Origin of the sequence: Sphingopyxis sp. (assembly GCF_034380315.1) — a bacterium.
Taxonomy (GTDB): Bacteria; Pseudomonadota; Alphaproteobacteria; order Sphingomonadales; family Sphingomonadaceae; genus Sphingopyxis.
Map to the genome: position 1 here is coordinate 44,839 of NZ_JAXMPB010000009.1, position 26,961 is coordinate 71,799.

At 66.3% G+C, this 26,961-nt stretch carries 26 protein-coding genes; 12 read left to right on the forward strand and 14 right to left on the reverse strand.

The genetic code is table 11. The features are described from left to right. Window positions 1–105 precede the first annotated feature (105 nt). From U0S50_RS15325 to U0S50_RS15360, 8 genes are all read left to right on the forward strand, one after another. Window positions 106–2,427: a heavy metal translocating P-type ATPase gene (locus U0S50_RS15325; RefSeq protein WP_217373003.1), complete on the forward strand. Its 2,322-nt coding sequence runs from the start codon at window positions 106–108 to the stop codon at window positions 2,425–2,427. A gap of 53 nt (window positions 2,428–2,480) precedes the next feature. Beyond that, entirely contained in the window at window positions 2,481–2,939 is a 459-nt protein-coding gene (locus U0S50_RS15330) for a YybH family protein (RefSeq protein ID WP_217373002.1), read from the forward strand. A gap of 129 nt (window positions 2,940–3,068) precedes the next feature. Next, window positions 3,069–3,434 carry a hypothetical protein gene (locus tag U0S50_RS15335; RefSeq protein ID WP_186401293.1) on the forward strand — a complete coding sequence of 122 codons (366 nt, stop codon included), beginning with the start codon at window positions 3,069–3,071 and terminating at the stop codon, window positions 3,432–3,434. Window positions 3,435–3,500: 66 nt separating this feature from the next. Continuing rightward, window positions 3,501–3,767 (forward strand): hypothetical protein, encoded by a 267-nt coding sequence (locus U0S50_RS15340; RefSeq protein WP_186401294.1) that lies wholly within the window; start codon window positions 3,501–3,503, stop codon window positions 3,765–3,767. Between the two features lie 64 nt (window positions 3,768–3,831). Then, window positions 3,832–5,061 (forward strand): TolC family protein, encoded by a 1,230-nt coding sequence (locus tag U0S50_RS15345; RefSeq protein ID WP_186401295.1) that lies wholly within the window; start codon window positions 3,832–3,834, stop codon window positions 5,059–5,061. Next, on the forward strand, window positions 5,058–6,290 hold the full coding sequence (locus U0S50_RS15350; protein WP_217373001.1) for an efflux RND transporter periplasmic adaptor subunit: 1,233 nt from the start codon (window positions 5,058–5,060) through the stop codon (window positions 6,288–6,290). Before U0S50_RS15345 ends, U0S50_RS15350 begins: the two co-directional genes overlap by 4 nt. Further along, window positions 6,287–9,421: an efflux RND transporter permease subunit gene (locus tag U0S50_RS15355; protein WP_322309575.1), complete on the forward strand. Its 3,135-nt coding sequence runs from the start codon at window positions 6,287–6,289 to the stop codon at window positions 9,419–9,421. The genes U0S50_RS15350 and U0S50_RS15355 overlap by 4 nt, the downstream gene beginning before the upstream one ends. Beyond that, a complete protein-coding gene (locus tag U0S50_RS15360; RefSeq protein ID WP_317154122.1) occupies window positions 9,418–9,786 on the forward strand; it encodes a copper-binding protein in 369 nt (122 codons plus the stop codon). The genes U0S50_RS15355 and U0S50_RS15360 overlap by 4 nt, the downstream gene beginning before the upstream one ends. 142 nt (window positions 9,787–9,928) lie before the next feature. On the opposite strand, the gene U0S50_RS15365 is transcribed toward U0S50_RS15360, so the two are convergent. Genes U0S50_RS15365 through trbB form a run of 11 tightly spaced genes read right to left on the reverse strand, consistent with a single transcriptional unit; the run spans window position 9,929 to window position 19,190 of the window. After that, the gene (locus U0S50_RS15365) at window positions 9,929–10,150 is read right to left on the reverse strand and encodes a DUF2274 domain-containing protein (protein WP_317154123.1); all 222 of its coding nucleotides are present in this window, start codon (window positions 10,148–10,150) and stop codon (window positions 9,929–9,931) included. Then, a complete protein-coding gene (locus U0S50_RS15370; protein WP_394357199.1) occupies window positions 10,147–11,373 on the reverse strand; it encodes a TrbI/VirB10 family protein in 1,227 nt (408 codons plus the stop codon). The genes U0S50_RS15365 and U0S50_RS15370 overlap by 4 nt, the downstream gene beginning before the upstream one ends. Then, window positions 11,370–12,224 carry a P-type conjugative transfer protein TrbG gene (trbG, locus tag U0S50_RS15375; RefSeq protein ID WP_317154124.1) on the reverse strand — a complete coding sequence of 285 codons (855 nt, stop codon included), beginning with the start codon at window positions 12,222–12,224 and terminating at the stop codon, window positions 11,370–11,372. The genes U0S50_RS15370 and trbG overlap by 4 nt, the downstream gene beginning before the upstream one ends. Continuing rightward, a complete protein-coding gene (gene trbF / locus U0S50_RS15380; protein WP_317154125.1) occupies window positions 12,221–12,904 on the reverse strand; it encodes a conjugal transfer protein TrbF in 684 nt (227 codons plus the stop codon). The genes trbG and trbF overlap by 4 nt, the downstream gene beginning before the upstream one ends. 6 nt (window positions 12,905–12,910) lie before the next feature. After that, window positions 12,911–14,191, reverse strand: coding sequence for a P-type conjugative transfer protein TrbL (trbL, locus tag U0S50_RS15385; protein ID WP_317154126.1), 1,281 nt, complete (start codon window positions 14,189–14,191; stop codon window positions 12,911–12,913). Further along, complete coding sequence (gene trbK-alt, locus U0S50_RS15390) at window positions 14,188–14,442, reverse strand: putative entry exclusion protein TrbK-alt (RefSeq protein WP_317154127.1); 255 nt, start codon at window positions 14,440–14,442, stop codon at window positions 14,188–14,190. Before trbK-alt ends, trbL begins: the two co-directional genes overlap by 4 nt. Before the next feature lies 1 nt (window position 14,443). Beyond that, window positions 14,444–15,163 carry a P-type conjugative transfer protein TrbJ gene (gene trbJ, locus U0S50_RS15395; RefSeq protein ID WP_322309660.1) on the reverse strand — a complete coding sequence of 240 codons (720 nt, stop codon included), beginning with the start codon at window positions 15,161–15,163 and terminating at the stop codon, window positions 14,444–14,446. Between the two features lie 13 nt (window positions 15,164–15,176). Then, window positions 15,177–17,612, reverse strand: a complete 2,436-nt coding sequence (gene trbE, locus U0S50_RS15400) for a conjugal transfer protein TrbE (RefSeq protein ID WP_317154128.1) — start codon at window positions 17,610–17,612, stop codon at window positions 15,177–15,179. Beyond that, a complete protein-coding gene (locus tag U0S50_RS15405; RefSeq protein ID WP_317154129.1) occupies window positions 17,612–17,878 on the reverse strand; it encodes a VirB3 family type IV secretion system protein in 267 nt (88 codons plus the stop codon). Before U0S50_RS15405 ends, trbE begins: the two co-directional genes overlap by 1 nt. After that, on the reverse strand, window positions 17,878–18,210 hold the full coding sequence (locus tag U0S50_RS15410; protein ID WP_317154130.1) for a TrbC/VirB2 family protein: 333 nt from the start codon (window positions 18,208–18,210) through the stop codon (window positions 17,878–17,880). Before U0S50_RS15410 ends, U0S50_RS15405 begins: the two co-directional genes overlap by 1 nt. Continuing rightward, window positions 18,207–19,190, reverse strand: a complete 984-nt coding sequence (gene trbB / locus U0S50_RS15415; RefSeq protein ID WP_317154131.1) for a P-type conjugative transfer ATPase TrbB — start codon at window positions 19,188–19,190, stop codon at window positions 18,207–18,209. The genes U0S50_RS15410 and trbB overlap by 4 nt, the downstream gene beginning before the upstream one ends. A 254-nt stretch (window positions 19,191–19,444) precedes the next feature. On the opposite strand from trbB, the gene U0S50_RS15420 reads away from it, so the two are divergent. The 4 genes from U0S50_RS15420 to U0S50_RS15435 all read left to right on the forward strand — a co-directional run bounded on the left by U0S50_RS15420 (window position 19,445) and on the right by U0S50_RS15435 (window position 21,745). Continuing rightward, window positions 19,445–19,900: a helix-turn-helix transcriptional regulator gene (locus tag U0S50_RS15420; RefSeq protein WP_317154132.1), complete on the forward strand. Its 456-nt coding sequence runs from the start codon at window positions 19,445–19,447 to the stop codon at window positions 19,898–19,900. A gap of 59 nt (window positions 19,901–19,959) precedes the next feature. Next, window positions 19,960–20,292, forward strand: coding sequence for a hypothetical protein (locus U0S50_RS15425; protein ID WP_317154133.1), 333 nt, complete (start codon window positions 19,960–19,962; stop codon window positions 20,290–20,292). Between the two features lie 41 nt (window positions 20,293–20,333). Next, a complete protein-coding gene (locus U0S50_RS15430) occupies window positions 20,334–20,807 on the forward strand; it encodes a hypothetical protein (protein WP_322309576.1) in 474 nt (157 codons plus the stop codon). A gap of 92 nt (window positions 20,808–20,899) precedes the next feature. Next, a complete protein-coding gene (locus U0S50_RS15435; protein ID WP_322309577.1) occupies window positions 20,900–21,745 on the forward strand; it encodes a JAB domain-containing protein in 846 nt (281 codons plus the stop codon). An 85-nt stretch (window positions 21,746–21,830) separates the two neighbouring features. Here the strand turns inward: U0S50_RS15435 and mobF are convergent, their stop codons facing one another. From mobF to U0S50_RS15450, 3 genes are read right to left on the reverse strand one after another with little or no spacing between them, the layout of a single operon-like run. After that, entirely contained in the window at window positions 21,831–24,641 is a 2,811-nt protein-coding gene (gene mobF, locus U0S50_RS15440) for a MobF family relaxase (RefSeq protein WP_317154136.1), read from the reverse strand. Next, the gene (locus tag U0S50_RS15445) at window positions 24,641–26,530 is read right to left on the reverse strand and encodes a type IV secretion system DNA-binding domain-containing protein (protein WP_322309578.1); all 1,890 of its coding nucleotides are present in this window, start codon (window positions 26,528–26,530) and stop codon (window positions 24,641–24,643) included. The genes mobF and U0S50_RS15445 overlap by 1 nt, the downstream gene beginning before the upstream one ends. Beyond that, complete coding sequence (locus U0S50_RS15450; RefSeq protein ID WP_041383340.1) at window positions 26,530–26,901, reverse strand: hypothetical protein; 372 nt, start codon at window positions 26,899–26,901, stop codon at window positions 26,530–26,532. Before U0S50_RS15450 ends, U0S50_RS15445 begins: the two co-directional genes overlap by 1 nt. Between the last annotated feature and the right edge of the window lie 60 nt (window positions 26,902–26,961).

Genomic DNA, 26,961 nt, shown 5'->3' on the forward strand with positions numbered 1-26,961 from the left:
TTCATTCTGGAACCGTCAGGGAAAGCCGCCTACGGCGAACACGGCCGGCGGCGTTCGGACGCCCCGCCACCAAGCGGGCATCCTACATGTACAGGAGCGGCGACGATGCACGATCATCAGGGCGCGGAAAAAGGCAGAGGGAGCACCACCGATCCGGTCTGCGGCATGACGGTCGATCCGGCCACCACGCCGCACAAGGCGACGCACGGCGGCAACCATCATCATTTTTGCAGCGCGGGCTGCCTCGCCAAATTCGAGGCCGATCCCGATCTTTACGCCGCAAAAAGCGAGCCGACCGCAGCCGACGCACCCGAGGGGGCCATCTGGACCTGCCCGATGCATCCCGAGATCCAACGCCCCGGCCCTGGAAGCTGCCCGATCTGCGGCATGGCACTCGAGCCCGTCATGCCAACCGCGTCGGACGGCCCCAGCGAAGAATATCACGACATGCGGCGTCGCTTCTGGGTCGGCCTCCTTCTCGCCCTTCCAGTCTTTGCACTTGAGATGGGCGGCCATTTGACGGGCCTCCACGAGGTCGTCGGCCGCCAGACGAGCAACTTGATCCAGATGTTGCTCGCGACCCCCGTCGTTTTATGGGCTGGCTGGCCCTTCTTCGAGCGCGCCTGGCTCTCGATCCGCAACAAGAGCCTCAACATGTTCACCCTCATTGCGATGGGAACGGGCGTTGCCTGGGGCTACAGCATGATCGCGGCGATTGTCCCGCAAATCTTCCCGGCAGCCTTCCGCGCCGCCGACGGCTCGGTCGCGGTCTATTTCGAGGCCGCCGCGGTAATCACGGTGCTGGTGCTGCTCGGGCAGGTGCTCGAACTCAGGGCCCGCGAGACGACGAGCGGCGCAATCCGCGCGCTACTTGACCTGACGCCGAAGCTCGCCCGGCGCGTCCGCGCTGACGGGAGCGACGAAGAGGTCGCGCTCGAGGAGGTCGCGGTCGGCGACATGCTGCGCATCCGTCCGGGCGAAAAAGTCCCCGTCGATGGCATCGTCGCAGAAGGCCGCGGAACGGTGGACGAATCGATGGTCACGGGCGAGTCGATGCCGGTGACCAAGGAGGCCGGCGCGGCGCTGATCGGCGGGACGATCAACCAGACCGGCGGCCTGCTCATGCGCAGCGAGAAGGTCGGGCGCGATACGATGCTCGCGCGGATCGTACAGATGGTCGCCGACGCGCAGCGCAGCCGGGCGCCGATCCAGCGTCTTGCCGATACCGTTTCGGGCTGGTTCGTACCCGGCGTCATAGTGGTCGCCATTGTCGCTTTCATTGTCTGGTCGCTTCTCGGCCCCGCGCCTGCCATGGCCTATGGCCTTATCGCCGCCGTCTCGGTGCTCATCATCGCCTGCCCCTGCGCGCTCGGCCTCGCTACGCCGATGTCGATCATGGTCGGCGTGGGTCGCGGCGCCGAAGCCGGCGTGCTGATCAAGAATGCCGAGGCGCTTGAACGGATGGAGAAGGTCGACACGCTCGTCGTCGACAAGACCGGGACGCTGACCGAAGGCAGACCCTCGGTCGTCGCGATCGAAGTCGCCGACGGCTTCGAGGAGCAGGATGTGCTGCGGATCGCCGCGAGCCTCGAGCGCAGCAGCGAACATCCATTGGCGGCCGCGATCGTCAGGGCGGCCGAAGACCGCGGCCTCGCGCTGGTGGAGCCATCGGGGGTCGACCAGCCGGTCGGCAAGGGCATCGTCGGGGCGGTCGACGACAAGGCGATCGTCCTTGGCAATGCGAGCTTTCTCGAAGAATATGACGTCGATCTGGGCGCACTCGCCGCGGCGGCCGACCGCCTTCGCACTGACGGCGCGACGGCGATCTACATCGCGGTCAACGGCAAGGCGGCCGGCGTCATCGCTATCGCAGATCCGGTCAAGGAGACGACGAGCGACGCACTCGCGGCGCTGCGCGAAGCCGGAATCAAGGTCATCATGCTCACCGGCGACAATCGCGTCACCGCCGAGGCGATCGCACGGCGGCTCGGCATCGACAATGTCGAGGCCGACGTCCTCCCCGACCAGAAGAGCGCCGTCGTTCAGCGGCTGCGCGAAGAGGGCGGGATCGTCGCCATGGCCGGCGACGGGGTCAACGACGCCCCCGCGCTTGCCGCCGCCGATGTCGGCATCGCCATGGGTTCGGGAACCGACGTCGCCATCGAAAGCGCGGGCGTCACACTATTGCGCGGCGACCTCCTCGGCATCGTGCGGGCGCGGCATCTCAGCCATGCGACAATGGCGAATATCCGCCAGAATCTCTTCTTCGCCTTCGCCTATAATGCCGCGGGCATTCCGGTGGCGGCGGGCGTGCTTTACCCGATCTTCGGGCTGCTCCTGTCGCCGATCATCGCCGCCGCGGCGATGGCGCTCTCGTCGGTGAGCGTGATCGCCAATTCGCTGCGGCTGCGGTTCGTGAAAATCTGATCGAAGCGTCGCCGCGCCGTTCGGCGGCGGGTATTGAGAAAGGGAGAATGGGGATGAGAGGTTTCATTGCAGCGGCGATCGGACTGGCGCTGGCCATGGCGATTCCCGCCCAAGCGGCCGCAACCCCGGATTATCAGGCGGCCGCCGCGACGCTGGCGCAATATAAGCAGGCGATCGAGAGCCGCGACCTGTCGGGCGTCGAAGCCCTGTTCGCGCCCGACGCCCAGATCTTCGAGTCGGGCGGCGTCGAAGGAAATTTCGCCCATTATCGCGACCATCATCTCGCGCCCGAGCTCAAGGCGTTCAGGTCCTTCGCCTTCAAGGACTATAAGGTTTCGGTGCGGGGCGAAGGCGAGGTTGCGATCGCCACCGAGACCTATTCCTACACGATCATACTCGCGAGCGGCGAAACGGTCGAACGTGATGGCGTTGCGACGAGCGTGCTTAAGTGGACGGACGGCAAATGGCGGATCATCAGCCTGCACAGTTCTTCGCGCAAGCCGAAGGCCTGATGGCGGCGGGCGGGGCAAGGATTATCTGGCCCGGGTGTAACCGCGGAGGGGCTGCTCACGAACAACGCAGCAGTCCAGGCGCCGCAATTTCAGTTTGACGCCAGGAGTGACAAGGAACATGCTTCGACCGTGAAACGTTGGCTTTCTCTGCTGCTTCTCTTCGGAGCTGTGCTGGGCCTTCTCGGCCAGGAAGCCGCGTTTGCGTCTGCTCCGGCAATCCCGATGTCCGATACGACAACCGCGGCGACGTCGATGAGCGACGAGTGCGCCGAAATGATGGGAATGGACAAATCCGAGGGCGACGCGCCCTGCAAGGGTCTGACGTTCGATTGCATTGCCAAGATGGGTTGCGCGCTCCCGCCCCTCGTCATTTCGTCGCCCATGCTGATCGTGGCGGCGACTCACATGACAGGGCTGCTCGACCCGCTACCGATCCAGCCGCTGGATGGCCGGACATTCGGGCCCGAACCCAATCCACCGCTAATTCTCGGCTGAATTGCACGATGCCCGCCGACCCGTTTCGGCGCTCATTTTCTTGCTTTCTCAACCGAGGAATTCAACATGAAACCGCTTTTTGCCGTTGCCGCGCTCGCGGCAGCGACGCTTGCCGCTCCCGTTTTTGCCCAAGTGCAATCGGGCGGCCGTTATGAATGGCAGACCCGCCAGGTTCCGGGACCGAACAAGTCCAATGCCACGTCGCGAGTCCGCGTCTGGGTGAAGGACAAACCGGCGCAAATGGCCGAGTGCGATTGCGACATGATGAAGGCCGATCCGGCCGGTTGCATGAAGAAAATGTCCCGCGGCTCCATGCCACACCCCGGCGCGTAAAGCTCTCCGCCCTCGGCACAGAGGCGTCGGGGGCGGTCTTGTCCGGTCCACAAAAGGGGACATCATGCGCAATTTTTTTGCGGCGACCATGCTGATCGCGCTGCCCGCGACGCTTCATGCCGAGCCGTTGACACTCGACGCCGCGCTGCGGCTGGCCGAAACCCAGGCGCCCGAACTGCGCGGACGCGAAGCGGGGATCGACGCCGCCGAGTCGGCGGCGATCGCGGCCGACCGGTTGCCCGATCCCAAACTCGATCTGGCCATCAAGGATTTCCCGGTCACCGGCCCCGACGCGGGCCGCCTCAACCGCGACAATTTCACGATGCAGGTGATCGGTATCAGCCAGGAATTCACCCATCCCGCCAAGCGCCGGGCGCGTGCGACGCGCGCGCTGGCCGAAATCGGGATCGCGCGCGCCGACGAAGCGGTCGCGGCGCAGGACGTCCGGCTGGCGACGGCGCTCGCCTGGATCGACCTTTTCTATGCCAAGAAACGGCTCAAGAAGCTCGAATTGCTCGATGCCGAGCTCGACGATTTGCAGGCGACGGTGACCGCGCGGTTGGCCAGCGGCGCGGCGCGGCCGGCGCAGGCGCTCGAACCCGAACAGCTCCGCGCCGAGATTCAGGATCGCCGCAGCGGGCTCGCCGCCGAGGTTGCGCGCGCCCGCGCGCAGCTCGCGCGCTTCACCGGCGACGCCGCCGCCGACACGGCAGGCGCGCCGCCGCCGCCGGTCGTCGATGAAAGCGCGCTGCGCTCCGGAATCGACGCGCTGCCGCGGCTGCGCGCGCTCGATGCGCGCGCGCTGGCGGCCGATGCCGAAACCGGGCTCGCACGCGCCGACAAGCGGCCCGACTGGAACGTCTCGGCGGCCTATGGGCGGCGCGAGCCCAATTATGGCGACCTCGTCACGCTCGGCGTCACCATCGACTTGCCGCTCTTCGCCAAGAAGCGGCAGGACCCGAAGATCTCCGCGCGGGCGAGCGAGGCGACGCGCGCGCGGCTCGATCGCGAAGCGGCAAAGCGCGACATCGCCGCGGCCCTCGACGCCGATCTCGCCGATCATCACATGCATCACGAACAGCTCGGCAATGCGCAGTCGCGGCTGGTGCCACTGGCGAAGAAGCGCGCCGAGCTTGACCTCGCCAGCTACGCCGCCGGCCAGCTCGACCTCGGGACCGCATTGCTCTCGACGCTCGCGCTGGCCGAAGCCGAAGTGGATGTACTGGCGCGCGAGGCCGAGGTCGCGCGCGACGCGATCCGGATCAATTATATCTATGGGGAGACAGGGCGATGACCGAAGCGACGACAGCGGTGCGGTGGCGCGCCGGGATTTTGGCCGCGGTGCTGATCGCGGGCGGCGGCGGTTACTGGATCGGGCAGCGCGGCGCGGACGACGTGCCGACGGGCGCCACAAGCGATGGGCGCAAGATCCTCTATTATTACGACCCGATGTTCCCGAACCAGAAGTTCGACAAGCCGGGCAAGTCGCCCTTCATGGATATGGAGCTGGAACCCAAATATGCCGACGAAGGCGGCGGGGCCGACGCCGCGCCGGGCTTTTCGATCGATCCGTCGGCGATGCAAAATCTCGGAATGCGCGTCGTCGCCGCCGAGATGGGCAGCCTCGCGGCGACCTTCGACGTCACCGGCGCGGTCGATTTCAACGAACGCGACGTCGCGATCGTCCAGGCGCGTTCGGACGGCTTTGTCGAGCGCGTCTATCGGCTGGCCCCGGGCGACGTCATCGGCGCCGGGACGCCGATCGCCGATGTTCAGTCGCCCGATTGGGGCGGCGCGCAGACCGAATATCTGAGCGTCAAGAAGCTCGGCCGGCCCGAGCTGACAGCGGCGGCGCGGCAGCGGCTGCGTCTGATCGGCATGTCCGACGCCGTTATCAACCGGGTCGATCGGACCGGGCGGACAAGCGGAACCGTTACGATCAGTTCGCCGATCGGCGGCGTCGTGCAGAGCCTCAGCGCGCGGGCGGGCGTTACGCTGGCGCAGGGCCAGACGCTCGCCGAAATCTCGGGGCTGGCCACCGTCTGGCTAAACGCCTCCTTGCCCGAGGCTCAGGCCGGGGCGGTGCGCGTCGGCCAGCGCGCGGTTGCGACGCTCACCGCCTTTCCCGGCGAAACATTTGGCGGGCGCGTCATCGCGATCCTGCCGACGACGCAGGTCGACAGCCGGACGCTGACCGTGCGCATCGAACTCGCCAATCGCGGCGGCCGGCTGCGCCCGGGCATGTTCGCCAATGTCACGCTCGGCGGCGACGCCAAACCCGCGCTGCTGGTGCCGAGCGAGGCGGTCATCCGCACCGGCACGCGCAGCATCGTCATGCTGGCGACGGGCGACGGGCGCTATCATCCCGCCGAAGTGCAAACAGGGCGCGAGGGCGGCGGCCAGACCGAAATCCTGCAGGGGCTGGCGGTGGGCGAGAGGGTCGTCGCATCGGGCCAGTTCCTGCTCGATTCCGAGGCGAGCCTGACCGGCATCGCCGTCCGCCCGCTCGGTGACGCGAAATGATCGAGCGGATCATTCGCGCCTCGGTCGCGGCACGCGGACTGGTCGTTGCCGCGGCACTGATCCTGACCCTCGTCGGTGTCGCCGCAGTGCGGACGACCCCAGTCGATGCGATTCCCGATCTGTCGGACGTTCAGGTCATCATCCGCACCACCTATCCGGGGCAGGCGCCGCGGATCGTCGAGGATCAGGTGACCTATCCGATCAGTTCGACGATGCTGTCGGTGCCGGGCGCGCGCGTCGTGCGCGGCTATAGCTTTGTCGGCGACAGTTTCGTCTATGTGCTGTTCGACGACGACACCGACCTGTATTGGGCGCGCAGCCGGGTGCTCGAATATCTGAGCCAGGTGCAGGGAAAATTGCCCGACGGCGCGACCGCGTCGATCGGACCCGATGCGACCGGCGTCGGCTGGATCTATGAATATGCGCTGGTCGACAAAAACGGACGGCATGATCTGGCCGAACTGCGCTCGATCCAGGACTGGTTCCTGCGTTACGAATTGAAAGCCGTCCCCGACGTCGCCGAGGTCGCGACCATCGGCGGGATGGTCAAACAATATCAGATCGTCCTCGATCCCCAAAAACTGGCATCCTATGGCGTCACCGTGCGCGAAGTCAGCGACGCCCTGACCGCCGCCAATCAGGAAACCGGCGGCGCGACGGTCGAACTGGCCGAGGCCGAATATATAGTTCGCGCCAGCGGCTATCTGAAGACCCTCGACGATTTCCGCGCCGTGTCGATCCGCACCGCCGCGGGCGGAGTCCCGGTGACGGTGGGCGACATTGCGACGGTGCAAATCGGTCCCGAGATGCGGCGCGGAATCGCTGAACTTGATGGCGAAGGCGAAGTCACCGGCGGGGTGATCGTCATGCGGCAAGGCAAGAACGCCCGCGAGGTGATCGAGAATGTCCGGGCCAAGCTGAATTCGCTAAAGGCCAGCCTTCCGCCGGGGGTGGAGATCGTCACCACCTATGACCGCTCGGGGCTGATCGACCGCGCGGTCGATAATCTGACCTCGAAGCTCGTCGAGGAATTCATCGTCGTGGCGATCGTCTGTGCGCTGTTCCTGTGGCACGCGCGATCGGCCCTGGTGGCGATTCTGACGCTGCCGCTCGGCATCCTCATCGCCTTCATCGCGATGCGCGCACAAGGCCTGAACGCCAATATATTGTCGCTCGGCGGCATCGCGATCGCGATCGGAGCGATGGTCGATGCAGCGGTCGTGATGATCGAAAATGCGCACAAGCATATCGAACGCTGGGCGCACGAGAATCCCGACCGGAAATTGGAAGGGACCGAACGCTGGCGCGCGATCACCGGCGCGGCAGCCGAGGTCGGCCCGGCACTGTTCCTCAGCCTGCTCATCATCACTTTTTCCTTCATCCCGATTTTCGCGCTTCAGGGACAGGAGGGTCGGCTGTTCGCGCCGCTCGCCTTCACCAAAACCTATGCGATGGCGGCGGCGGCCCTGCTTTCGATCACGCTCGTCCCGGTGCTGATGGGCTGGCTCATTCGCGGCAAGATTCCCGGCGAGAATGCCAATCCGATCAATCGCTGGCTGACCCGCCTCTACCGCCCCGGGCTCGATTGGGTGCTCGCGCGTCCGAAACAGGCGTTGTTCATCGCCCTACTGGTCTTTGCGACCAGCCTGTGGCCGATGGCGCGGCTTGGCGGCGAGTTCATGCCGCAAATGAACGAAGGCGACCTCCTCTATATGCCCTCGGCGCTGCCCGGGCTTTCGGTGGCCGAAGCGGGCAAATTGCTCCAGCAGACCGACCGTCTGATCAAGACGGTCCCCGAGGTTAGCCGTGTGTTCGGCAAGGCGGGGCGCGCCGACACCGCGACCGATCCGGCGCCGATCGAAATGTTCGAAACGACGATCCAGTTCAAACCCAAGAGCGAATGGCGCGCGGGGATGACACCGGAAAAACTGATCGAGGAACTCGACGCGCGGGTGCGCGTGCCGGGGCTCGCCAATTTCTGGGTGCCGCCGATCCGCAACCGGATCGATATGCTGGCGACGGGGATCAAAAGCCCGATCGGGATCAAGGTCGCGGGATCCGACCTCAAGGCCATCGACGCCAGCGCCAAGCGGATCGAGGATGTCGTCAAGACGGTGCCCGGCGTCGCATCGGCGCTCGCCGAACGGCTCACCGGCGGGCGCTACATCGATGTCCAGATCGATCGCGGTGCAGCGGCGCGCTATGGAATGAACATCGCCGATGTTCAAGCCATCGTATCGGGCGCGATTGGCGGCGCGACGATCGGGCAGACGGTCGAGGGGCTGGCGCGCTATCCGATCAGCGTGCGCTACCCGCGCGAAATCCGCGACAGCCTCGATGAAATCATCAACCTGCCGGTGCTGACCCCGACGCGCCAGCAGATCACGCTCGGCACCGTCGCCGAAGTGCGGATCAGCGACGGTCCGCCGATGCTGCGCAGCGAGAATGGCCGCCCGGTGACCTGGATTTACGTCGATGGCCGCGGGCGCGATTTGCAAACGCTGGTCGCCGACATCCAGGCGGCGATCGCGCGCGAGGTCAAGCTGCCGCCGGGGGTCAGCGTCTCCTACACCGGCCAGTTCGAATTTCTGGTGCGCGCGACCGAGCGGATGAAGATAGTCGTCCCGGTGACGCTCGCGATCATCTTCGGGCTGCTCTATCTGACCTTCCGGCGGCTCGACGAGGCGTTGCTCATCATGGGGACCCTGCCGTTCGCGCTCACCGGCGGGTTGTGGCTGCTCTATCTGCTCGGCTACAACCAGTCGGTCGCCAGCGCCGTCGGCTTTATCGCGCTGGCGGGGGTGTCGGCCGAGTTCGGGGTGGTGATGCTGATCTACCTCAAGCAGGCGCTCGCTGCACGCAGCGACGGCGATGTCGCGGCGGGGGTGCGCGACGGCGCGCTGCTGCGCGTACGGCCCAAGGCGATGACCGTCGCGGTCATCCTCGCAGGCCTGTTCCCGATCCTCGTTGGGACCGGAACCGGCTCCGAGGTGATGAGCCGGATCGCCGCACCGATGGTCGGCGGCATGCTCACCGCGCCGCTGCTGTCGATGTTCATCATTCCCGCCGCTTATCTGCTGATGCGCAGGCGAGCGGCAAAACCAGCTCAACCCAAAGGAGAAACGAAATGAAGAAACTGTCGATCATCGCGCTGGGCCTTGCGCTCGCCGCAGCGCTTGCCGGCTGCGACAAGCAAGGCGAAGCGCCGAAAGCCGAAGAGAAGGCAGCCATGGCCGATGATGCTGGAACCATGGCGACGCCGGCCGAAACCAAGCATGGCAAGGGCACGGCGACCGTGACCGCGATCGATAGCGCGAATGACCAGGTTACGCTCGATCATGGCGCGATCACCGAGCTCGAATGGCCGCCGATGACGATGGCCTTCGCCGCAAAGCCCGAACTGCTGAAAGACATCAAGGTTGGCAACAAGGTCGCGTTCGAACTGGACTGGAACGGCAAGGCTGGAACAATCACCAAGCTCGACAAGGCGCCCTAGCCCACCCTGGGGCTCCCTGCACGTCCGGCGCGGCATCATCGGGCAGCGTCTGCCCTTCATTCGGTGCGCGCGATCCGGCTTCCATCTCGACGACGTCCGCGAACTCCTACCATGGCTGACGATCGGTCCGGTTGCTAGCGGATCAGCGCCGCCGCCGCTCGGTCGCGAAGCCTCGGTCGGTTGCGATAAAGCGCTCGATCATAGGGACGGCGATCTTTTCGGCCGGCACGGGCTCGGCAAGACCGGTCGCCTTGGCATGCACCTCGGCATAGGCGATCAGATCGCGGTACAGCGCCCCCGGCAGTTCGATCGACAGCTTCACCGGCTTGTCGTCGGCGATCGGCCCCAGTCTGAGCTTGCTCATAGCGCCGTACCAGCCGCGGGCTCGAGGATCAGGTCGCGGGTGACGATGACACGCAGCGCGAAGCCCGGCCGGACGGTCAGGGTTGGCGGCACATTCATCTGGCGCTCGACCAACCGACGACCCGACTGGTTGATCGTATCCTGCGATCCGTCGCGCAGCGCCCTTATCAGCGCGTCATCGCCATTCGATCCAAGTTCGGCCCCGACCCCGAGCAGGGTGGAGACGAGGGCGGCGCGGAGCATCCGTCCCCAATGATGATCGGTCCGGTCGGAGAGCCCTGCCATGCCGGCGGCATCGACTCCGGGCTGCCGATCGAGACGGAGCGACCGGCCGCCGGGCAGGATGAGCCGATCCCAGGCGAGCAAGAGGCGCTGCTGTCCTGCCGCGATCTCATTGTCATACTCGCCGACGAGGCGCGCGCCCTGGGGAATAAGCAGGATCTTCCCGCTCGGACTGTCATAGACATTCTGGGTCACTTGCGCGGTTACCTGCCCGGGGAGATCGGAGCGGATGCCGGTGATCAGCGCGGCGGGAATTACGCTGCCGCTCTGAAGGATGAAGGGCGACGATGGCGCCTCGATGCGCTCGGCGCTTTCGAAGGGCCGACGCGCCCCGCCTTCCAGAAAGGCGCGCTGCGCCGACACGGGCGGGAGCGCCGACGCGCCGGACGCCGGGGCCGAAGCGGCGGGCTGTTCCATTCCCGCGCGAAGGCTGTCCGATACCGGCGCCGCCGTACCATCTGCTCCCAGAAAGAGCCGGCTCGACTTGGCGGTGTCGGCTTCCTGCCTTGCGCGCTCGCGGGCCTCACCGGCTGGCGAGCGACCACCGGCAAGTGGCGCGCTGCCCATAGACGGCACCGGGACCATATCGCCCTCGCGCTGCGCCGATACGATCGGCCGTCCCAAGTCTCTCGGCAGCGGCGGTCCGGGCTTCGGCACCTTGCCATAGTCGGCCGGGGCAGCAGTTACCGCGTCGGCGCGGTTCGTATTGTCGGCCGAGTAGAGATTTTCGGCGGTCTTGGGTGTGGGGGATTGCAGCGCGAAGAGCAAAGCACCTCCGATCGCCGTTCCGCCGACGGCGCCGATGGCCGCCAGCGTCTTGCGCGACAGGCGCATGACGCGGGGTGGTTCACCGCGCAGGCAAAAGGCATCGGGTTCATCGGCCTGCATCGCGCCGGGCTCAGACGTCTCGTCGGCAGACATCTTTTCTGCGAGGCCGGTCATGACCGGCCCCGGGGGCGCGGCGTGTCGCGTATGATGCGCACGATATCCGCGTGCTTTCCCGCACCGAGCCGCAGTTCGGCGCGATCGAACAGGCGATCGACGATCATATGGCGTCCCTGGACACGGTAGTTGACGAGTTCGGCTTCACCCGATTCCCCGATGACGAAAAGCGGCGGCATCTCGCCGGTCGCGATGGCCTCGCCAAATTCGATGAAGAGCTGGCGGCCGTCGTCGAAGACGCGGAGCGGCCGCCAGGCGGGCTTGTCACCCGACAGGCGGTAGCGGAAGTTGAGCGCCGCGAGATCGATCGCGGCCGCGACGGGCCTGGTTCGCATCGCTTCGGCCTCCGCCATTCGTAGCGCGAGCAGTTCGTCGGCCGGATAGGTCCATGATACCGATGCCATATAGGTCGAAGCGGTCGCCCGCAGCTCGACATGATAGGTGCGGCGGTCGGTATTGATGATGAGGTTGGTCATGATGTCGGGCCGCGTCGGTTTCACCAATATATGGACGCGGCGCCCCGCGCCGGTTCCGCTCACCGTGTCGCCGATGATCCAGCGCACCGTATCACCCGCCGCCACCGGTCCCGGCCCGACCAGTTGCTCGCCGTCCTGAAGGACGATGTCGGTGATCTGACCCGGCGCCGCATAGACCTGGAAGAGCGCGCCCTCGGCCCATGCATATTGCTGGATCGCATTGCGATAGAGATGCTCGTCGGGCTGGACGCGCGCGTCGGCATTGGCGCGCCCGATACGCTGCCGCGGATCGGCGGGCTCGCCTGCGGCTGCGGGAGCCACGAGCAACGACAGACCAGCGCCAAGCCCGAGCGCAATAGGGCGGATTTTCGTCATTGGCTAAGTTCCTTCGACCAGTTGATAGCGGTGATGAAGACGCCGAGCGGGTTCCGGCGGATCGCGTCGGGGGTGCGCGGCGGCTGGATCGTGACAGTGACGATCGCGGACCATCGCGACTGCTCGATCAGACTGCCGTCCTGATAGCGGCGTTCACTCCAGGCGATGCGGAAGCTGTCCTTCGACGCGCGGATGACGCTCGACACATCGACCGCGACCTGGAATTTCCCGACCTCGGCGAAGGGATCGTTGCTGCGCGCATAATCGTTGAGCGCCTGCGCCCCGGTCGCGGTCGTGAAATCATAGGCGCTGAGCCAGTCCTTGCGGAGCACCACCGGATCGGCGGGGATCGAACGGACATGCTCGATGAAGCGCGCGAGGTGGAAGGCGGTCTGCGGATCGGTCGGCCGATACTCGCCGTCGGCGGGCGTGACGGCGCGCGCTTCGCCCAATTTGTCGACCTCGACCACCCAAGGGGTGATCGTGCCACGCGCCGACTGCCAGACCAGCCCGGCAGCGAGACCGCCCGATATCAGCAGCGATCCGAAGAAAGCGATGCGCCAGTTCTTCGCCTGAACACGGGCCGAGCCGATGCGATCGTCCCAGACCTGCGCAGCGCGCTGATAGGGGGTGACCGGCTCGGGCGCGCGGCCATAATGATTGGTGGGTCTTTTGAACATCGAAGATCAGTCCTTTTCGCTGATGTCGGGCGCGCTGCCGCCGCCGTGGCTGTCGCCGCTCTTCACGATCCGGGCGCCCGTCGTCGCTCCCTGCGTCACCATTTGACGGCGGCGCATCGCAGCGGCCCATGCCGGCGGCGCGTCGGCAGCCTTGGCGGGCGCTGCGCTATCGACCGCACCGTTGCGCCCAGCCTTGAAATTGATCCGCATCGCCTCGGCCGCGCGGCGCAGCGGTGAGGAGGCGGCGCTACCCGCAGTGCGTGCGACATTCGCCAAGCCAGAGCCCATGGCGCTCGCACCGCTCTTCCCGGCCGCGCCTGCGGCATAAGCCCCGGATAGGCTGCCCGCACCGCGAGCCCCGGCAAGGGCAGCGCCGCGCGTAGCACCCACTGCCGCGCCGCCGACTAGAGCGGTGCCGGCCGCACCGGCAGCCAGCGTCGCGCCGGCCGCGACGGCAGTTCCGGCCGCCGCGCCGGCCCCGAGCTGCGGTCCGCCCGCCACGATGCCATTCGCAATGCTCGGACCGAAGATGCCGAGACCGAGCAGGGTGAGCGCGCCGAGCGCGACAGCCATCGCCTGTTCGATATCGGGCTCGGCGCCGATGCCCGCGTTGAGAAAGCGATCGAAGAGCGTGGTCCCGATCCCGGTGATGACGGCAAGTGCCAGCACCTTGATGCCCGACGATATGATGTGACCGAGAACCCGTTCCGCCATGAAGGCGGTGCGCCCGAAGAAGGCGAAGGGGATGAGGACGAACCCCGCGAGGGTCACGAGCTTGAACTCCAGGATCGTCACAAAGACCTGCACCGCGAGGATGAAGAAGGCGAGCACGACGATCACCCATGCGACGAGCAGGATCATGATCTGGACAAAATTGGTGAAGAGCCCGACCGGCCCCAGAAGATCGGCGCTCGCGTCAAGCAAAGGTTCTGCCGCATCGAGCCCCGTCGCAGCGACGACGCCCGGGCGCATGAAGTCCCCGATCGCCATGGCGCCGCCGCTCGCCTTGAGACCGAGGCCCGCGAAGCTTTCGAGCATGATCGTCGCGAGGCTCTGGAAGTTGCCGATGATGAAGGCGAAGACGCCAATATAGAGCGTCTTCTTGACGAGCCGCTGCAGCACATCCTCGTCGGCGCCCCACGCCCAGAAGAGCCCGGCGATCGTCACGTCGATCACGATCAGCGTCGACGAGAGAAAGCCGACCTCGCTGCCGAGCAGGCCGAAGCCGCTGTCGATATAGGTCGAGAAGACCGACAGAAATTGATCGATTACGCCGGTATCGTTCATCGCTCGTCCTTCTCTTGACCGAAGAAGCGCCGCCGCTTCGTTTCCCACGCGGCCTCGCATTCGGGATCAGCGACGGTGACGGTGCGGCAGCGGCGCAGCATTTCGTCGAGGTCGGGTCGTGCGTCCGCTCCGGATATCTGCGGGGGAGCGGACGCACGGGGCGCGGGCGGGTCCACCGCGGCCATAAGGACGAGCGCCAGCGCCATGCCGCCGATCACCGCCCCGACCACGAGCTTGCCCGTCCGGCCCATCTCAATGGCCCTTGCGGAAGCGGCGGAAGCGTTCGCGTCCTTCGGCTTCGGCGGCCGCCGCTCGCGCAGCTTCGAGCATTTCGGCGCGGCCCTGCGCCGCGATCGCCGCGGCGAGGTCACCGAGCTGCTGCGACTGGAGCGCGAGCAACTGATTGCCTGCCTGTGCAGCCTGCAGCGCGCCGGTCGCCGACTGGCTTGCGGTCACCAGCGTGCCGATCGACTGACGCGCACCACCCATGTTGGTGACGACGCCGGCCTGCACCTTCATCGCGTCCTGGAAGGCGCCGACGCTGTTGTTCCAGCGCGCCTCGGCATTGGCGACCATCGCCGCCTGCGGGACCGAAAGCGCCGCGCTCTTGTAGCGCGCGTCGAATGCCTTCTGGATGTCGCCGACATCGAAGGCGACGCGCTGCACCTGCCCAAGCAGTTCGCGCGTGCGATCGACCTGTCCCTGCAATTCCTGCAAGGTCGAGACCGGCAGACTCTGCAGATTCCGCGCCTCGTTGACGAGCGAGGTCGCCTGGTTCTGCAGCTGCTTGATCTGGTTGTTGATCTGCTCGAGCGTGCGCGCGGCGGTCAGAATATTCTGCGAATAGTTGCGCGGATCATGGACGATTCCACCGATCTGCGCGCTCGCGGGCGCGATGACCGAACCCGCCGGCAGCATCGCCACGACCATCAGGCCGGCCAGCGCCGCACGGGACAAAGAAGACATTTTCATCATATTCACTCCTTCAGGGGGCTGCGATTTCGAGGTTTCCGAGCAGATCGGCGGCCCACTCGAGGCCGCGGTGGCGGAGCCAGGCCGCCGCGAACTGGTCCTGTCCGTGCGCGGCTATGAGCTCGCCGATGCGTATCTGGTCGGATTTCGAGGAGGCGGCAGCGAAGGCGAGCGCGATGTCGCCGAGCCCGAGGTCGAACAGCCGGTTGCCGCGCCGCGACTGGCAATAATAGTCACGCTTCGGCGTCGCCCGGCTCAATATCTCGACCTGCCGGCTATTGAGACCGAAGCGGTCATAGACCCGCGCGATCTGCGGTTCGGCCGCACGCTCGTTGGGCAGGAAGATCCGCGTCGGACAGCTCTCGATGATCGCGGGGGCGATGCTCGATCCCTCGATATCGGCGAGGCTCTGGGTCGCGAAGATGACGCTCGCGTTTTTCTTGCGGAGCGTTTTCAGCCATTCGCGCAGCTGCGCCGCGAAGGCCGGGCTATCGAGGACGAGCCAGCCCTCGTCGATGATGATCAGCGTCGGCGAGCCGTCGAGACGGCCCTCGATCCGGTGGAACAGATAGGACAGCACGGTCGCTGCCGACGAGGCACCGACCAGGCCCTCGGTTTCGAGCGCCTGCACGCGCGTTGAGCCCAGGTGCTCGGCCTCGGCATCGAGCAGGCGGCCCCAGGGGCCACCAACAAGATAGGGCGAAAGGGCGAGTTTCAGTTCCTGCGACTGGAGGAGAACCGCGAGACCGGTCAGCGTGCGCTCGGAAACCGGTGCGGTCGCGAGCGATGTCAGCGCCGACCAGATATGCTCCTTCGCCGCCGGATCGACCGCGACGCCTTCGCCAGCGAGCAGCGCCGAGAGCCATTCGGCGGCCCAAGCACGCTCGGGCGGCTCGTCGATCCGTGCGAGCGGCTGCAGCGCGACCGATCCGTCGCTGCCGGCATCGTGCAGGGCGCCACCGAGATCCTGCCAATCGCCGCCCATCGCGAGCGCGGCGGCGCGGATCGAGCCGCCATAATCGAAGGCGAAGATCTGGTTGCCCTCGTAGCGCCGGAACTGCAGCGCCATGAGCGCGAGAAGTACCGATTTGCCGGCACCCGTCGGGCCGACGACGAGGCAATGGCCGACATCGCCGACATGAAGCGAAAGGCGGAACGGGGTCGAACCTTCGGTCTTGCCATAGAGCAAGGGGGCATCACCGAAATGCTCGTCCCGTTCCGCCCCCGCCCACACCGCCGAGAGGGGTATCAGGTGAGCGAGATTGAGGGTGGAGACGGGGGGCTGGCGAACATTGGCATAGACATGGCCGGGCAGGCTCCCGAACCAGGCCTCGAGCGCATTCACGCCCTCGACGGTGCAGGTGAAGTCGCGGCTCTGGATGATCTTCTCGACCAGCCGGAGCTTCTCGGCGGCCAGCGCCGGATCGCGGTCCCACACCGTGATCGTCGCGGTGACATAGGCGATGCCCGCCTCGTCCGCGCCGAGTTCCTGCAGCGCCATATCGGCGTCGGCTGCCTTGTTCGAGGCGTCGCTGTTCATGAGCACCGACTGCTCGTTGGTCATCACCTCTTTGAGGATCGCGGCGACCGACTTGCGCTTGGCGAACCACTGGCGACGGATTTTCGTCAGCAGCTTGGTCGCGTCGGTCTTGTCGAGCATGATCGCGCGAGACGACCAGCGATAGCCGAAAGCCTGGCGGTTGAGCTCGTCGAGCAGCCCCGGAAAGGTGACGCTCGGAAAGCCGGTGATCGTGAGCGTGCGCAGATGATGATCGCCGAGCCGGGGCTCGAGGCCGCCGACGAGCGTCTCGTCCGCGAGCAGCGCATCGAGATAGGCGGGCGTCTCGGGGACGCGGACGCGCTGGATCTTGGTCGATACGCAGGTGTGGAGATAGGTCAGCGTCTCGCCGTCGCTCAGCCATTCGGCCTCGGGCATGAACCCCTCGACCAGATGGAGAACGCGCCCCGAGCGATCGATGAAGCCCTTCAGCAGCTCCTGTGCGTCGACGCCCACCTTCGAGCGACCCTCGTAGAGCCATGCCTCGGCGCGCGCCGCCTCTTCGGCAGGCGGCATCCAGAGCAGGGTCAGATAGTAGAAGCTCTCGAAATGCGCCCCTTCTTCGCGAAATTGCTCACGGCGCTCGACATCGACCAGCTCGGACACCGGATCGGAAAACTCCGACACCGGATAGGATAGAGCGGGCACGCGCTGCGCCTCGACGAACACCGCCCAGCCCGACCCGAGACGGCGGAGCATATTGTTGAGGCGGGCGGTGACCGCGGCCAGTTCGGCGGGCGTGGCGCTATCGAGGTCGGGTCCGCGGAAGCGCGCGCTGCGCTGGAACGATCCATCCTTGTTCAGCACCACGCCTTCCGCCACCAGGCAGACCCAGGGGAGAAAATCGGCGAGGCGCGCGGATTTCGTGCGATATTCGGAAAGGTTCATCATCAGCGCATCCAGACGGGATATTTGAGGTGACGCCGGGCGACGTCGACGAACTGCGGGTCGCGGCGCGCGGCCCAGACAGCGAGGGCATGACCGATCAGCCAAATGGCGAGGCCGACGAGCCACAGGCGAAGGCCCAGCCCCACGGCACCCGCGAGCGTGCCGTTGACGATCGCAAGGCTGCGCGGCGCGCCGCCGAGCAGGATCGGCTCGGCCAGCGCCCGGTGGACCGGCGCGAAAAAGCCCGGCGCTTCCTCTTCGCGGTTCATCAGACGAGCGCTCCGCCGCCGAAGGAGAAGAAGGAGAGGAAGAAGCTCGAGGCGGCGAAGGCGATCGACAGGCCGAAGACGATCTGCACCAGCCGGCGGAACCCGCCTGACGTGTCGCCAAAGGCGAGGCTGAGGCCGGTGACGATGATGATGATCACCGCGACGATCTTGGCGACCGGACCCTCGATACTTTCGAGGATCGACTGCAGCGGAGCTTCCCACGGCATCGACGAACCGCCGGCATGGGCGGGCGCCGCGACGGTGAGCGCGACGAAAAGCGCGGTCGAGGAGAGCATGGCGCGGCGCGCGCCATGCCGCAGGGCTTGGATCATCGATTTTCTCCTTTGGGGGTGATGAGGGCGGTCAGGCGATATTCGCCAGTCGCGGGATCGAGCCCGTCGACGCCAGCGAGTTCGGAAAGGCGCCGACCGGTTCCGTCGCGGACCAGCACCACGACGAGATCGATGGTCTCGGCGAGCAGCGCGCGCGGGACGGTGATCACCGCTTCCTGGATGAGTTGCTCCATCCGGCGGAGCGCGCCGAGCGCACTGCCCGCGTGGATCGTGCCGACGCCGCCCGGATGGCCGGTGCCCCATGCCTTCAGAAGATCGAGCGCCTCGGCGCCGCGAACCTCGCCGATCGGAATGCGATCGGGGCGAAGGCGGAGCGACGAGCGGACGAGATCGGAGAGCGAGGCGACACCATCCTTGGTGCGCATCGCGACGAGGTTCGGCGCAGCGCACTGAAGCTCGCGCGTGTCCTCGATCAGGACGATCCGGTCGGTGCTGCCCGCTATCTCGGCGAGGAGAGCGTTGGTCAGCGTGGTCTTACCGGTGCCGGTGCCGCCAGCGACAAGGATGTTGAGCCGGTCGCGCACGCCGGCGCGAAGGATCTCCGCGGCCTCGGACGTCATGATACCCGCAGCGACATAGTCAGCGAGCGTGAAGACGGCGATTGCCGGCTTGCGGATGGCGAAGGTCGGCGCGGCAACGACGGGCGGCAGCAATCCCTCGAAGCGCTCGCCGCCATCGGGAAGCTCGGCGGACACGCGCGGCGCCGCCCCGTGGACCTCGGCGCCGACATGATGCGCGACAAGCCGGATGATGCGTTCGCCGTCGGCCGCGCTCAGCGTCTCGCCGCTGTCCTCGATCCCGTGGCCCAGCCGATCGACCCAGAGGCGGCCGTCGGGGTTGAGCATGATCTCGATGATCTCGCGGTCCGAGAGCCACTCGGCGATCGCGCCGCCCATGGCCGTGCGCAGCATGCGTGCGCTGCGGTGACGTGCCTCCAGCCGGATCGGTTCTGCGCCCATCGGGTCCCCGTTTCTTGACGCGGGACAAGGGCGCCCCGCTCAACGGGGATGAGTAAGAGACGCAGCAAAGCGCCGGATTCAACAAGCTTTTCGCGGCGTCGTAGCGTGGCGATGAAAGACAGGCGGTGGCGTAGGTGCCGGCGATCTCGAGAACCGGTCCAGCCCGGAACGCGGGCGCGACAACTTGCGTCGCGCGCGATTATGGCAAGAGTGTAGCAATGACTGATTCGGGGTCGCAGCCGTCGGACGAGCCTTTGCGCTGGGCGCGTCTCACCGGGAAACAGCGCGCATGTCTCGATTTGCTGCTCGAGCGCCAGACCTCGAAACAGATCGCGCGCCGCCTCCAGATATCGAAGCAGGCAGTCGATCTGAGGATCACCACTGCCCGGCATATCCTCGGCGCCGCCAATCGCGACGAGGCCGCGCTCATCTACGCCCGGCTGCGCCAGACCTACGACCGGATACCATGTGATCCGGTCATACTACCGCCGGGCACTGACCTCGTGCCATCCGATTTCCCGGACGGCGAGCCGGCTCCGCTGGCGCTGAACGACATCATGGCCGACCCGCCGTCCAAGGGTCTCTGGAGGCACGATCATCGTCGCGCGAACCGGGGCTGGATCATGGTAGCCATGCTGGCCTCTATCGTTTTTCTCGCCCTCGCGGCGGTGACGATCGGCGAAACGCTGACGCGTCTCTTTTCCAGCTGACCCTTTCGCACAGTCGATCATCTACAGCCGGAGCACTGGCTTTCGGCAGAGGAGAAGTCATGTCCAACGAAATCACCATCACGGCCGCACGTCTCATCCGCGATGTCCCTGCGGCCGAAGTGCGCATCGACGACGCGCTCATCGCACTATCCTCGCTGATGGCGAGCGTGGTCACCGCCCGCCGCGATACAGCCGGGGTGCCCGCGATCAAGGGACATTCCACGATCCGCCGGTTGATGAAGGCACAGGTGGCGCTGGTCGGCGTCAGCGGCGAAATCTTGCGTGTTCATGGCGAGCTTGCCGAAATCGGCCGCGAAACCGCAGGCTACGACCTTCACGAATGCCCGTCGATCGCCGGGACGCACACTGGCGTCCAGACCGTTTCGGCCTGACGCGGATTGACGGGCAGGCACCGCCATGAAAGTCTTGGTTCATGCGCATCGCATTGTTCCTTGGATTTCTGGCGGTTGCCATAAGCTATGCCGCCTGGCGGGGTGGCGGCCCGGAACGCGTGATGGCAGTGATCGCGGCAACGATGGTGGGGCTCGATCAGTTGCTCCATGCCTTCGTCCCGCCGAATTTCCTGTCGCTCGACAGCGGTCACCTCGCGATCGACCTGTTCGGAGCGGCGGCGACGATCATCCTCGCGCTTTTTGCGCATCGCTTCTGGCCCATGTGCGTCGCTGCTTTGCACATTACCCCACTGCTGGCGCACACAAGCCGGATAATCGACGTCCATCTTCACCCTGCAGCCTATCTCACCATGCAGGTGGCGACGTCCTGGCTCGTCCCCGCAATCCTCATCCTAGCAACCTGGCGTCACCGGCGACGGCTGGCGCGAGGCGACAGCGAGCCATCCTGGCAGATCTCGTCGCCGTCATCGAACCCGACAATTGCGCCGCGCTAGCCGAGACCCTGCTCGCCGAATATCACACGCTGGCCCGCCTTCTCGCGCAGACTCCCGAGGCACTGGCACGTACATTGGGCCGAGACAGCCCTGTGGGCGCACTGCTGGTCGCGGCCCGGGCGGCCATGATCGAATCGATGCGCGCCGAACTCGACGACCGTGGCATTGACCCCGCCAGCCCCAGACTGATCAGCTATCTCAAACTGTCGATGGGAGCACTACCCCATGAAACGCTGCGGGTGCTGTTCCTCGACGCGGCGCGCCGCCTGATCGCCGACGAACAATTGCAGCAGGGTACGATCGGTCATCTCGCAATCTATCCCCGCACGATATTCCGCCGCGCAATCGAGCTCGACGCTGCGGCGATCATCCTCGTGCACAATCATCCGAGCGGCGATCCCACGCCGAGCGAAGCCGACGTCGCGGCAACGACGAGGCTGTCCGCCATCGGCCGTTCGCTCGATGTCGAATTGCTCGAACATATCGTCGTCGCGCTTCGCGGCCACCGACCCATCCTCGACCGCAAGGCCACACGGCGCTCCTCGCCCGCGCCAGACTATCGTCTTTGCGACACATCCAACAATTGGCGAAACGCGCCCGCGGCCCCGCGTGCGCTGGCGAACGCGCAGCGCACGGCGCGTCGGCGACTGCTTCGCCGGCAGCTCGTCGGGGCGCCCGACATTTTCGGCGAACCCGCCTGGGACATGCTCATCGAACTTTTCATTCACGAGGCTGAAGCAAGGCCCGTTTCGACGAGCTCGCTCTGCATCTCGTCGGGACTGCCGATGAGCAGCGCGCTCCGGCTCCTGCAGCGCCTGACCGACGCCGGCCTTGTCACGCGAGAAGCCGACCGCACCGATGGGCGGCGCAACTTCATCCGCCTCGACCCCGATCTCGGGCATCGCCTCATGGCCTATTTTGCGGAACGCGATGATTGACAGCTATCGACGTTTTGCAAGGGCTCCTCGTCCGCGGATGCTCTTCCGCAATTCATCCATCGGATGATTGGATCGCTCGCAAAAGCTAGAGTCCCATGCCGGGCAGCGATGCCGCCGCTTGCGAGACCGACGCGCTGATCTCCTTGTCGGCAGCGGGCGCCGCGATGGCCGCCCGCGAAATTGCGGCGCCCGCGACCGGCGCCCGCGATAGCGCGGTCTGGACAACGCCGGCGCGCTCATTGATCGCCGAAATCAGCTTCGCGCGATCATCGGTGACGATCGTCGCCGTCTCCTTCGCGCGCGAAATGCCAACATAGAAGCTCTTCTGGTCGACCAGATTGGTCGCCTTGCTATCGGCGTGGATTATGACATAATCGGCGGTGCGTCCCTGCGCGGCAAAAGCGGTATCGACATAAGCGTGGGCGATATGCCGGTCGCGCGCGGCATCGAGGCCGAGCGTCTGCACCTGTCCGCGCGCGCCAAGCACCGTCGCCGTCCGCGCCTGCTCGTCAATTGCGGCAATTTCGCCGCGCGCGCCATTGATCCGCCCAGCCTCGCGATCGTTACGGGTAAAGCGGATGCTGTCCCCAGTCCTGAGGTCCATATTTTGAGGCGCGAACACCTGCGCCTTGCCGGCACCCCATTGGCGAAGCCGCCAGTCGACCTCGCGCCCATCCTCGGACCTGAGCGCAATGGCGGCTTTCGCCGGATCGACCGCCTCGACACGATAGGCTTCGCCGCGCGCGACGCCCTTGTCGGCATAGTCGCGCGTGAAGCGCACGACATCGCCCCGGTCGTAGCTTAGCGGGTCGCGCGCCTCGGCGCGGGTCAGCCCCTTGTTGACGAGGCTTTCGACGGCGACGGCCGGACCGGAAAGTGCGCCTGACCTGACGAGCGCCTCCCTTATGTCCGCTGTCAACGCGTCGCGCCCTTCGCGCGAGGGTTCGATCACGAGCGTTCGCGCGCGCGCCGCCTTGTCGAGTTCGGCATAGCGTTCGGCGATCGCGGCGAAGCGGCCAATGCGATCGGCATGTTCGACGATCTGGCCGCCGCCACGGTCGAGCGCGGCGAGCGCTTTCTTCGCATCGCCCTCGATCGACGCGAGCACCGCCTCCTTCGTGGCCGCATTGCTCTGCCGGACGATCTCGCCGAGCGTGGCGGTTTCCATGCCGGCGGTCTGGAGCTGCCCAAATGCCGCGCCGGCTTCGACCGATCCGAGCTGCTTCACATCGCCCACAAGGATGACGCGGGCATCATCCTGCTCGGCCAACTCAAACAGCCGCGCGGTATCGCGCGCCGACAAGAGCGAGGCCTCATCGACGATCCACGCGACCGGCTGGCCGGATGCCGAACCTTCGGGCACGAGCAAATGGCGCGCAACGGTATCGCCACGCGTGCCAAGCGCCTCACCGAGTGTCATCGCCGCCGACGCGGTCGGCGCCAGCGCGACCACCGACACGCCACGCGCTTCGGCCTCGCGCGCGAACGTCGCAAGAACCGTTGTCGTCTTGGCGGTCCCGGCATAGCCTTGCACCGCGGTGATCCGGTTGCGGCTGGTCAGAAGCTGCTCGGTCGCCGCGCGCTGGTCGGCATTCCAGCCAAAGCCGGACCGCTCCGCCTGCGCGGCCGCACCCGCGACAGCCTGGGCTGCCGCAAGCTGCGACGCGATCGGCGTGAGAGCACCCCGCCCTTCCGCTTCAATCCGCAGCAGCATCTTCTCGGCCGCGATATTCTGCCGAGTCGTGAATCCGTCGAACGCGGCACCGCGCCGATCGATAAAGGTGCGGTCGACCAGCTCGCCCTCTTTTGCCGCCCGCCCGATCGCCTCGCCGATCTCGGCATATCCGACTTTCCCAAGACCAACCCGTCCCGCTTCCTCGTGAAGCGCCGCCACCGCAAACACCGATTGCCGCTCGCCAAGCTTCTCGGCGGCATGGGCGACGGCGCGATCGGCGATCGATGGATCGGCAAGGTGAATCCCATTTGCCGCCCTGGCCTCGGCCTCGCGCACCAACGCCAGCCGGGCCTCGGCATCGAATCCCGCCCGGTCGGCGGTCGCGCGCCAGTCGGCGACAAGCGCGCCATGATCGGTCGCGACCTTCGCCTGCCGCGTATCGAGCGCGGCGACCTGCTTCTCGGCGGCGCTGGCTTCTTCGCGCGAAGTTCCGCGTTCGCCGAGCGCCGCCTCGATCTCGGCGCTGCGCGTACTGAACGCCGCCATCACGTCTGTGGAGACGCCCTTGATCTCGAACATGGACTCCTTGCCCGGTGCAATCTCATAACCGAGCTCGCGGACCTTCACGGCCAGCTCCTGCCGGTAGATGGCGCCAATCTGCTTCTGAAGCTGATAGACGGCACGCGGTTCGAGGCTGCGCCACGATCCATCCTCGCCCTGCGTCGCATTCATGATGACATTATGGGTATGAAGCTGCGGGTCCTGCGCCCGGCTGGTCCCGTGCTGAAAGCCGGCGACAACGAGATTGCCGGTGGCCTCACGCGTCACGCTGCCGCCGTGCCGAACGCGGGTCGCGGCCATATGCGCCTCGATATGCGCGAGCGTCGTCTTCACGGCCTGCCCATGTGCCTCGATCAACCGCCGGTCGCCCGCAACCTCGGCCATGATCGACACCGACTTGGGTGCGCTGAGGGTCACATCCCAGCCGGGACGATGTTCGAGCTGGCTGTCACGAACCGTGCCGAGCTGTTGGCCCGCGACCTTGCCGTCGAGCAATTCCCGAAAGGTGTCGCGATCGACCTCGTCCGTCAGCCCAAGCTCCTCGGCGCCCTTGCCGTGCCATTCGGACGGCGACAGCCCGCCCTCGGCATAATAATCGTCGGCCTCATAATAGCTGCTCGCCTGCGCCGAACTCGTCAGCGCCGATACCGACGCGACCATCAGACTGGTCCGTCGCCGCTCGGCTGTGGTTTCGGCGGCTCCGGCTCGGTGGGCGGCACCGTCGATGGTTGCACGGCGGGCTCCGCTTCAACCGGCGGTGTCCCGACCGGCGGCGCTTCGACGGACTGCTGCCAGAGGCTGGTCGTGGGATCGCCCGCGACATATCCGAGCTGGCGCGCCTTGCCGCGCCGCACGATATGGTCGTCGGTGAGCGCGATGCGCGCGACCGGCAATCCATCGGGGAACAGCAAATAGCCGCGATGCCTGGGAAGGCGCAGTTCGCTCTCGAGGACGGCGGGCCGGACCTTGCGCTGGCGGCCGAGCGTCGTGCGCGGCTTGTAGTCGCCGTCGGCGAGGGCATCGGTCATCGTCGGCAGCTCGACCTCGCAGCTTCCGATGGTGTCGCTCGCCCATTGCCGGGATTCGCTGTCGGTCATCTGGAGGAACAGCTTGGTGTTGCAGCAGCCGAGCATCGATTCGGACAAATCCTGTCCGTAGCGATGTCGCATCTGCCCGATCGCCTGAAAGGTGAGGATGACCGCCGCCCCGAACTTGCGCCCCTCGGGTAGCAGCCGCGCGAGATTGTCGACGCGCGGCAGGTCGGCGAGTTCGTCGAGGATGAACCAGAGGCGGCGCTCGGCCGAGGGCGAATGCCCGAGCAGGGCGCTCGCGGCGCATTCGAGCCAGCAGGCAAGCAGCGGCTTCGAGGCCTCGAAATAATCCTCTTTCCGCGGCACGAAGATCCAGGGCTTCGGACCGGGATGCATGTCGAGCCCCGATAAAAAATCGCGGAAAGAAAAGGCCGTCTCCTTGCCCTCGTCGATGCGCAGGAACTGGATGAGGTTCGCGGCCTTGGCGAGCATGAAGAGCACGCTTCCCGTCGCGCGGTCGGCATCGTCAGCGAAGGTGCGCGCCGACGAACTGTTCCCCAGCCATAGCTTGAGATCGTCCTTTGACCGCACCTGCAACGCATGGAGCAGATCGGGCAGGGTGCATTTGCCCTCGCGCCACAGCGCGCGGATCATGTTGGCGACGAGGATGCGGCTCGTTTCGAGCCACACGTCGCGATCATGCTGTCCGGTCTCGGTGATAAGCTGCTGCGCGATGCGGTCGGCATCCGCCGGATGCGCAATCTCGGCGAAGGGCGTCCAAATAGCGCAGCGCGCATCGAACGGATTGAGGATGATGTCGCCGCGCCGGGGATCATAATATTGGGCGACGAACTCACCGCTCGTGTCGTAGACGAGCGCCGCCTCGCCGCGCGCCTCGACGCCATCGAGTATCTGACGCAGCACCGTGGTCTTTCCGCTTCCGGTCGTGCCGACCATCGCCATGTGGCGGGTTTCGAGGCGTGGCGGCATGGGCACCGTCGCGATGGCCAGGGCATGGTCCCCTGCTTCGGCACGCGTCAGCTGCGCGAGCTTCTTCTCGGTCGTAACGATCGTCCCCCCGATCACGCGATCGCGAAGCATGAGTTCGCGCCGCCGTGCCATCGCGCCGCGCAGCAAGATCAGGCCCGCCAGCCAGGCGATGAACCCCAGCAAGCATCCTCGTATGAAGAAGGCAATCACCGTGTCGGCCGACCGGCGATAATAGGGATGCGCCGCTACCGCGCGCGCCGATGCTTCGTAGCGCTCTTCGCCCTGAGTGATCATGACGCCGGGTTCGGCGTCGGTGCCCCTCGATATCCACGTCTTCAGTCGCGCGACATACCATGTCCCCGTCACCTGCATCGTCGTCGGCGTCAGCATCAGATAGGGGAGCGTCAGGCCGCCGAGCGCGATCGATGCCGCGAAGATGATCGCATGGCGCTTGAACCGCCGGACCTGGTTCGATCGCCAGTGGCGCCGCAGCGCGTCGGCATGGATACGCTGGTCCCGATCGCGCATCACGACCCGCCCTCATCGGCGCGGCGCCGCTGGCGATCATAGGCACGGCCGATCTCGGCGCTTATCTCCTCGTCGCTCTTGCCGCCGTCGAAGGCGGCGCTGCGCGCATAGCAATAGGCAGCGCAGGCAGTGAACAGGGTGCGGTCCAGCATGCGCTCGACGGCGAGCAGCCGGGTACCGATCGAGACGAGTTCGGCGACGAGTTCGCGATTGCCGGACCCGTCCGCCATAGGATTTGACAGCGCCGCAAGCCCGGCTTCGACGCAGGTCGCGAGGGTCGCATAGGCGGTGTCGCCTTTCGCCTTCGCAAGCTCGCCTACCGCCTTGTCGACCTCGACCGGCAGACGAACCGTATGCCTCACCAGCTTCATCGCGAGGCCCGATCGCGACGCCGATGCGACGTCTCCAAAAGTGGCGGAATTGCTAAGCTT

What these genes read in the sequence shown, in the direction of transcription:
- U0S50_RS15410 (WP_317154130.1), bottom strand. Translation starts at nt 18,210, where the DNA reads ATGATCCAAGCCCTGCGGCATGGCGCGCGCCGCGCCATGCTCTCCTCG.
- trbE (WP_317154128.1), bottom strand. Translation starts at nt 17,612, where the DNA reads ATGATGAACCTTTCCGAATATCGCACGAAATCCGCGCGCCTCGCCGAT.
- U0S50_RS15405 (WP_317154129.1), bottom strand. Translation starts at nt 17,878, where the DNA reads ATGAACCGCGAAGAGGAAGCGCCGGGCTTTTTCGCGCCGGTCCACCGG.
- U0S50_RS15340 (WP_186401294.1), top strand. Translation starts at nt 3,501, where the DNA reads ATGAAACCGCTTTTTGCCGTTGCCGCGCTCGCGGCAGCGACGCTTGCC.
- U0S50_RS15325 (WP_217373003.1), top strand. Translation starts at nt 106, where the DNA reads ATGCACGATCATCAGGGCGCGGAAAAAGGCAGAGGGAGCACCACCGAT.
- U0S50_RS15425 (WP_317154133.1), top strand. Translation starts at nt 19,960, where the DNA reads ATGTCCAACGAAATCACCATCACGGCCGCACGTCTCATCCGCGATGTC.
- U0S50_RS15445 (WP_322309578.1), bottom strand. Translation starts at nt 26,530, where the DNA reads ATGCGCGATCGGGACCAGCGTATCCATGCCGACGCGCTGCGGCGCCAC.
- U0S50_RS15450 (WP_041383340.1), bottom strand. Translation starts at nt 26,901, where the DNA reads ATGAAGCTGGTGAGGCATACGGTTCGTCTGCCGGTCGAGGTCGACAAG.
- U0S50_RS15345 (WP_186401295.1), top strand. Translation starts at nt 3,832, where the DNA reads ATGCGCAATTTTTTTGCGGCGACCATGCTGATCGCGCTGCCCGCGACG.
- trbB (WP_317154131.1), bottom strand. Translation starts at nt 19,190, where the DNA reads ATGGGCGCAGAACCGATCCGGCTGGAGGCACGTCACCGCAGCGCACGC.
- trbK-alt (WP_317154127.1), bottom strand. Translation starts at nt 14,442, where the DNA reads ATGGGCCGGACGGGCAAGCTCGTGGTCGGGGCGGTGATCGGCGGCATG.
- U0S50_RS15350 (WP_217373001.1), top strand. Translation starts at nt 5,058, where the DNA reads ATGACCGAAGCGACGACAGCGGTGCGGTGGCGCGCCGGGATTTTGGCC.
- trbL (WP_317154126.1), bottom strand. Translation starts at nt 14,191, where the DNA reads ATGAACGATACCGGCGTAATCGATCAATTTCTGTCGGTCTTCTCGACC.
- U0S50_RS15365 (WP_317154123.1), bottom strand. Translation starts at nt 10,150, where the DNA reads ATGAGCAAGCTCAGACTGGGGCCGATCGCCGACGACAAGCCGGTGAAG.
- U0S50_RS15355 (WP_322309575.1), top strand. Translation starts at nt 6,287, where the DNA reads ATGATCGAGCGGATCATTCGCGCCTCGGTCGCGGCACGCGGACTGGTC.
- trbJ (WP_322309660.1), bottom strand. Translation starts at nt 15,163, where the DNA reads ATGAAAATGTCTTCTTTGTCCCGTGCGGCGCTGGCCGGCCTGATGGTC.
- mobF (WP_317154136.1), bottom strand. Translation starts at nt 24,641, where the DNA reads ATGGTCGCGTCGGTATCGGCGCTGACGAGTTCGGCGCAGGCGAGCAGC.
- U0S50_RS15370 (WP_394357199.1), bottom strand. Translation starts at nt 11,373, where the DNA reads ATGACCGGCCTCGCAGAAAAGATGTCTGCCGACGAGACGTCTGAGCCC.
- trbG (WP_317154124.1), bottom strand. Translation starts at nt 12,224, where the DNA reads ATGACGAAAATCCGCCCTATTGCGCTCGGGCTTGGCGCTGGTCTGTCG.
- U0S50_RS15330 (WP_217373002.1), top strand. Translation starts at nt 2,481, where the DNA reads ATGAGAGGTTTCATTGCAGCGGCGATCGGACTGGCGCTGGCCATGGCG.
- U0S50_RS15360 (WP_317154122.1), top strand. Translation starts at nt 9,418, where the DNA reads ATGAAGAAACTGTCGATCATCGCGCTGGGCCTTGCGCTCGCCGCAGCG.
- trbF (WP_317154125.1), bottom strand. Translation starts at nt 12,904, where the DNA reads ATGTTCAAAAGACCCACCAATCATTATGGCCGCGCGCCCGAGCCGGTC.
- U0S50_RS15430 (WP_322309576.1), top strand. Translation starts at nt 20,334, where the DNA reads ATGCGCATCGCATTGTTCCTTGGATTTCTGGCGGTTGCCATAAGCTAT.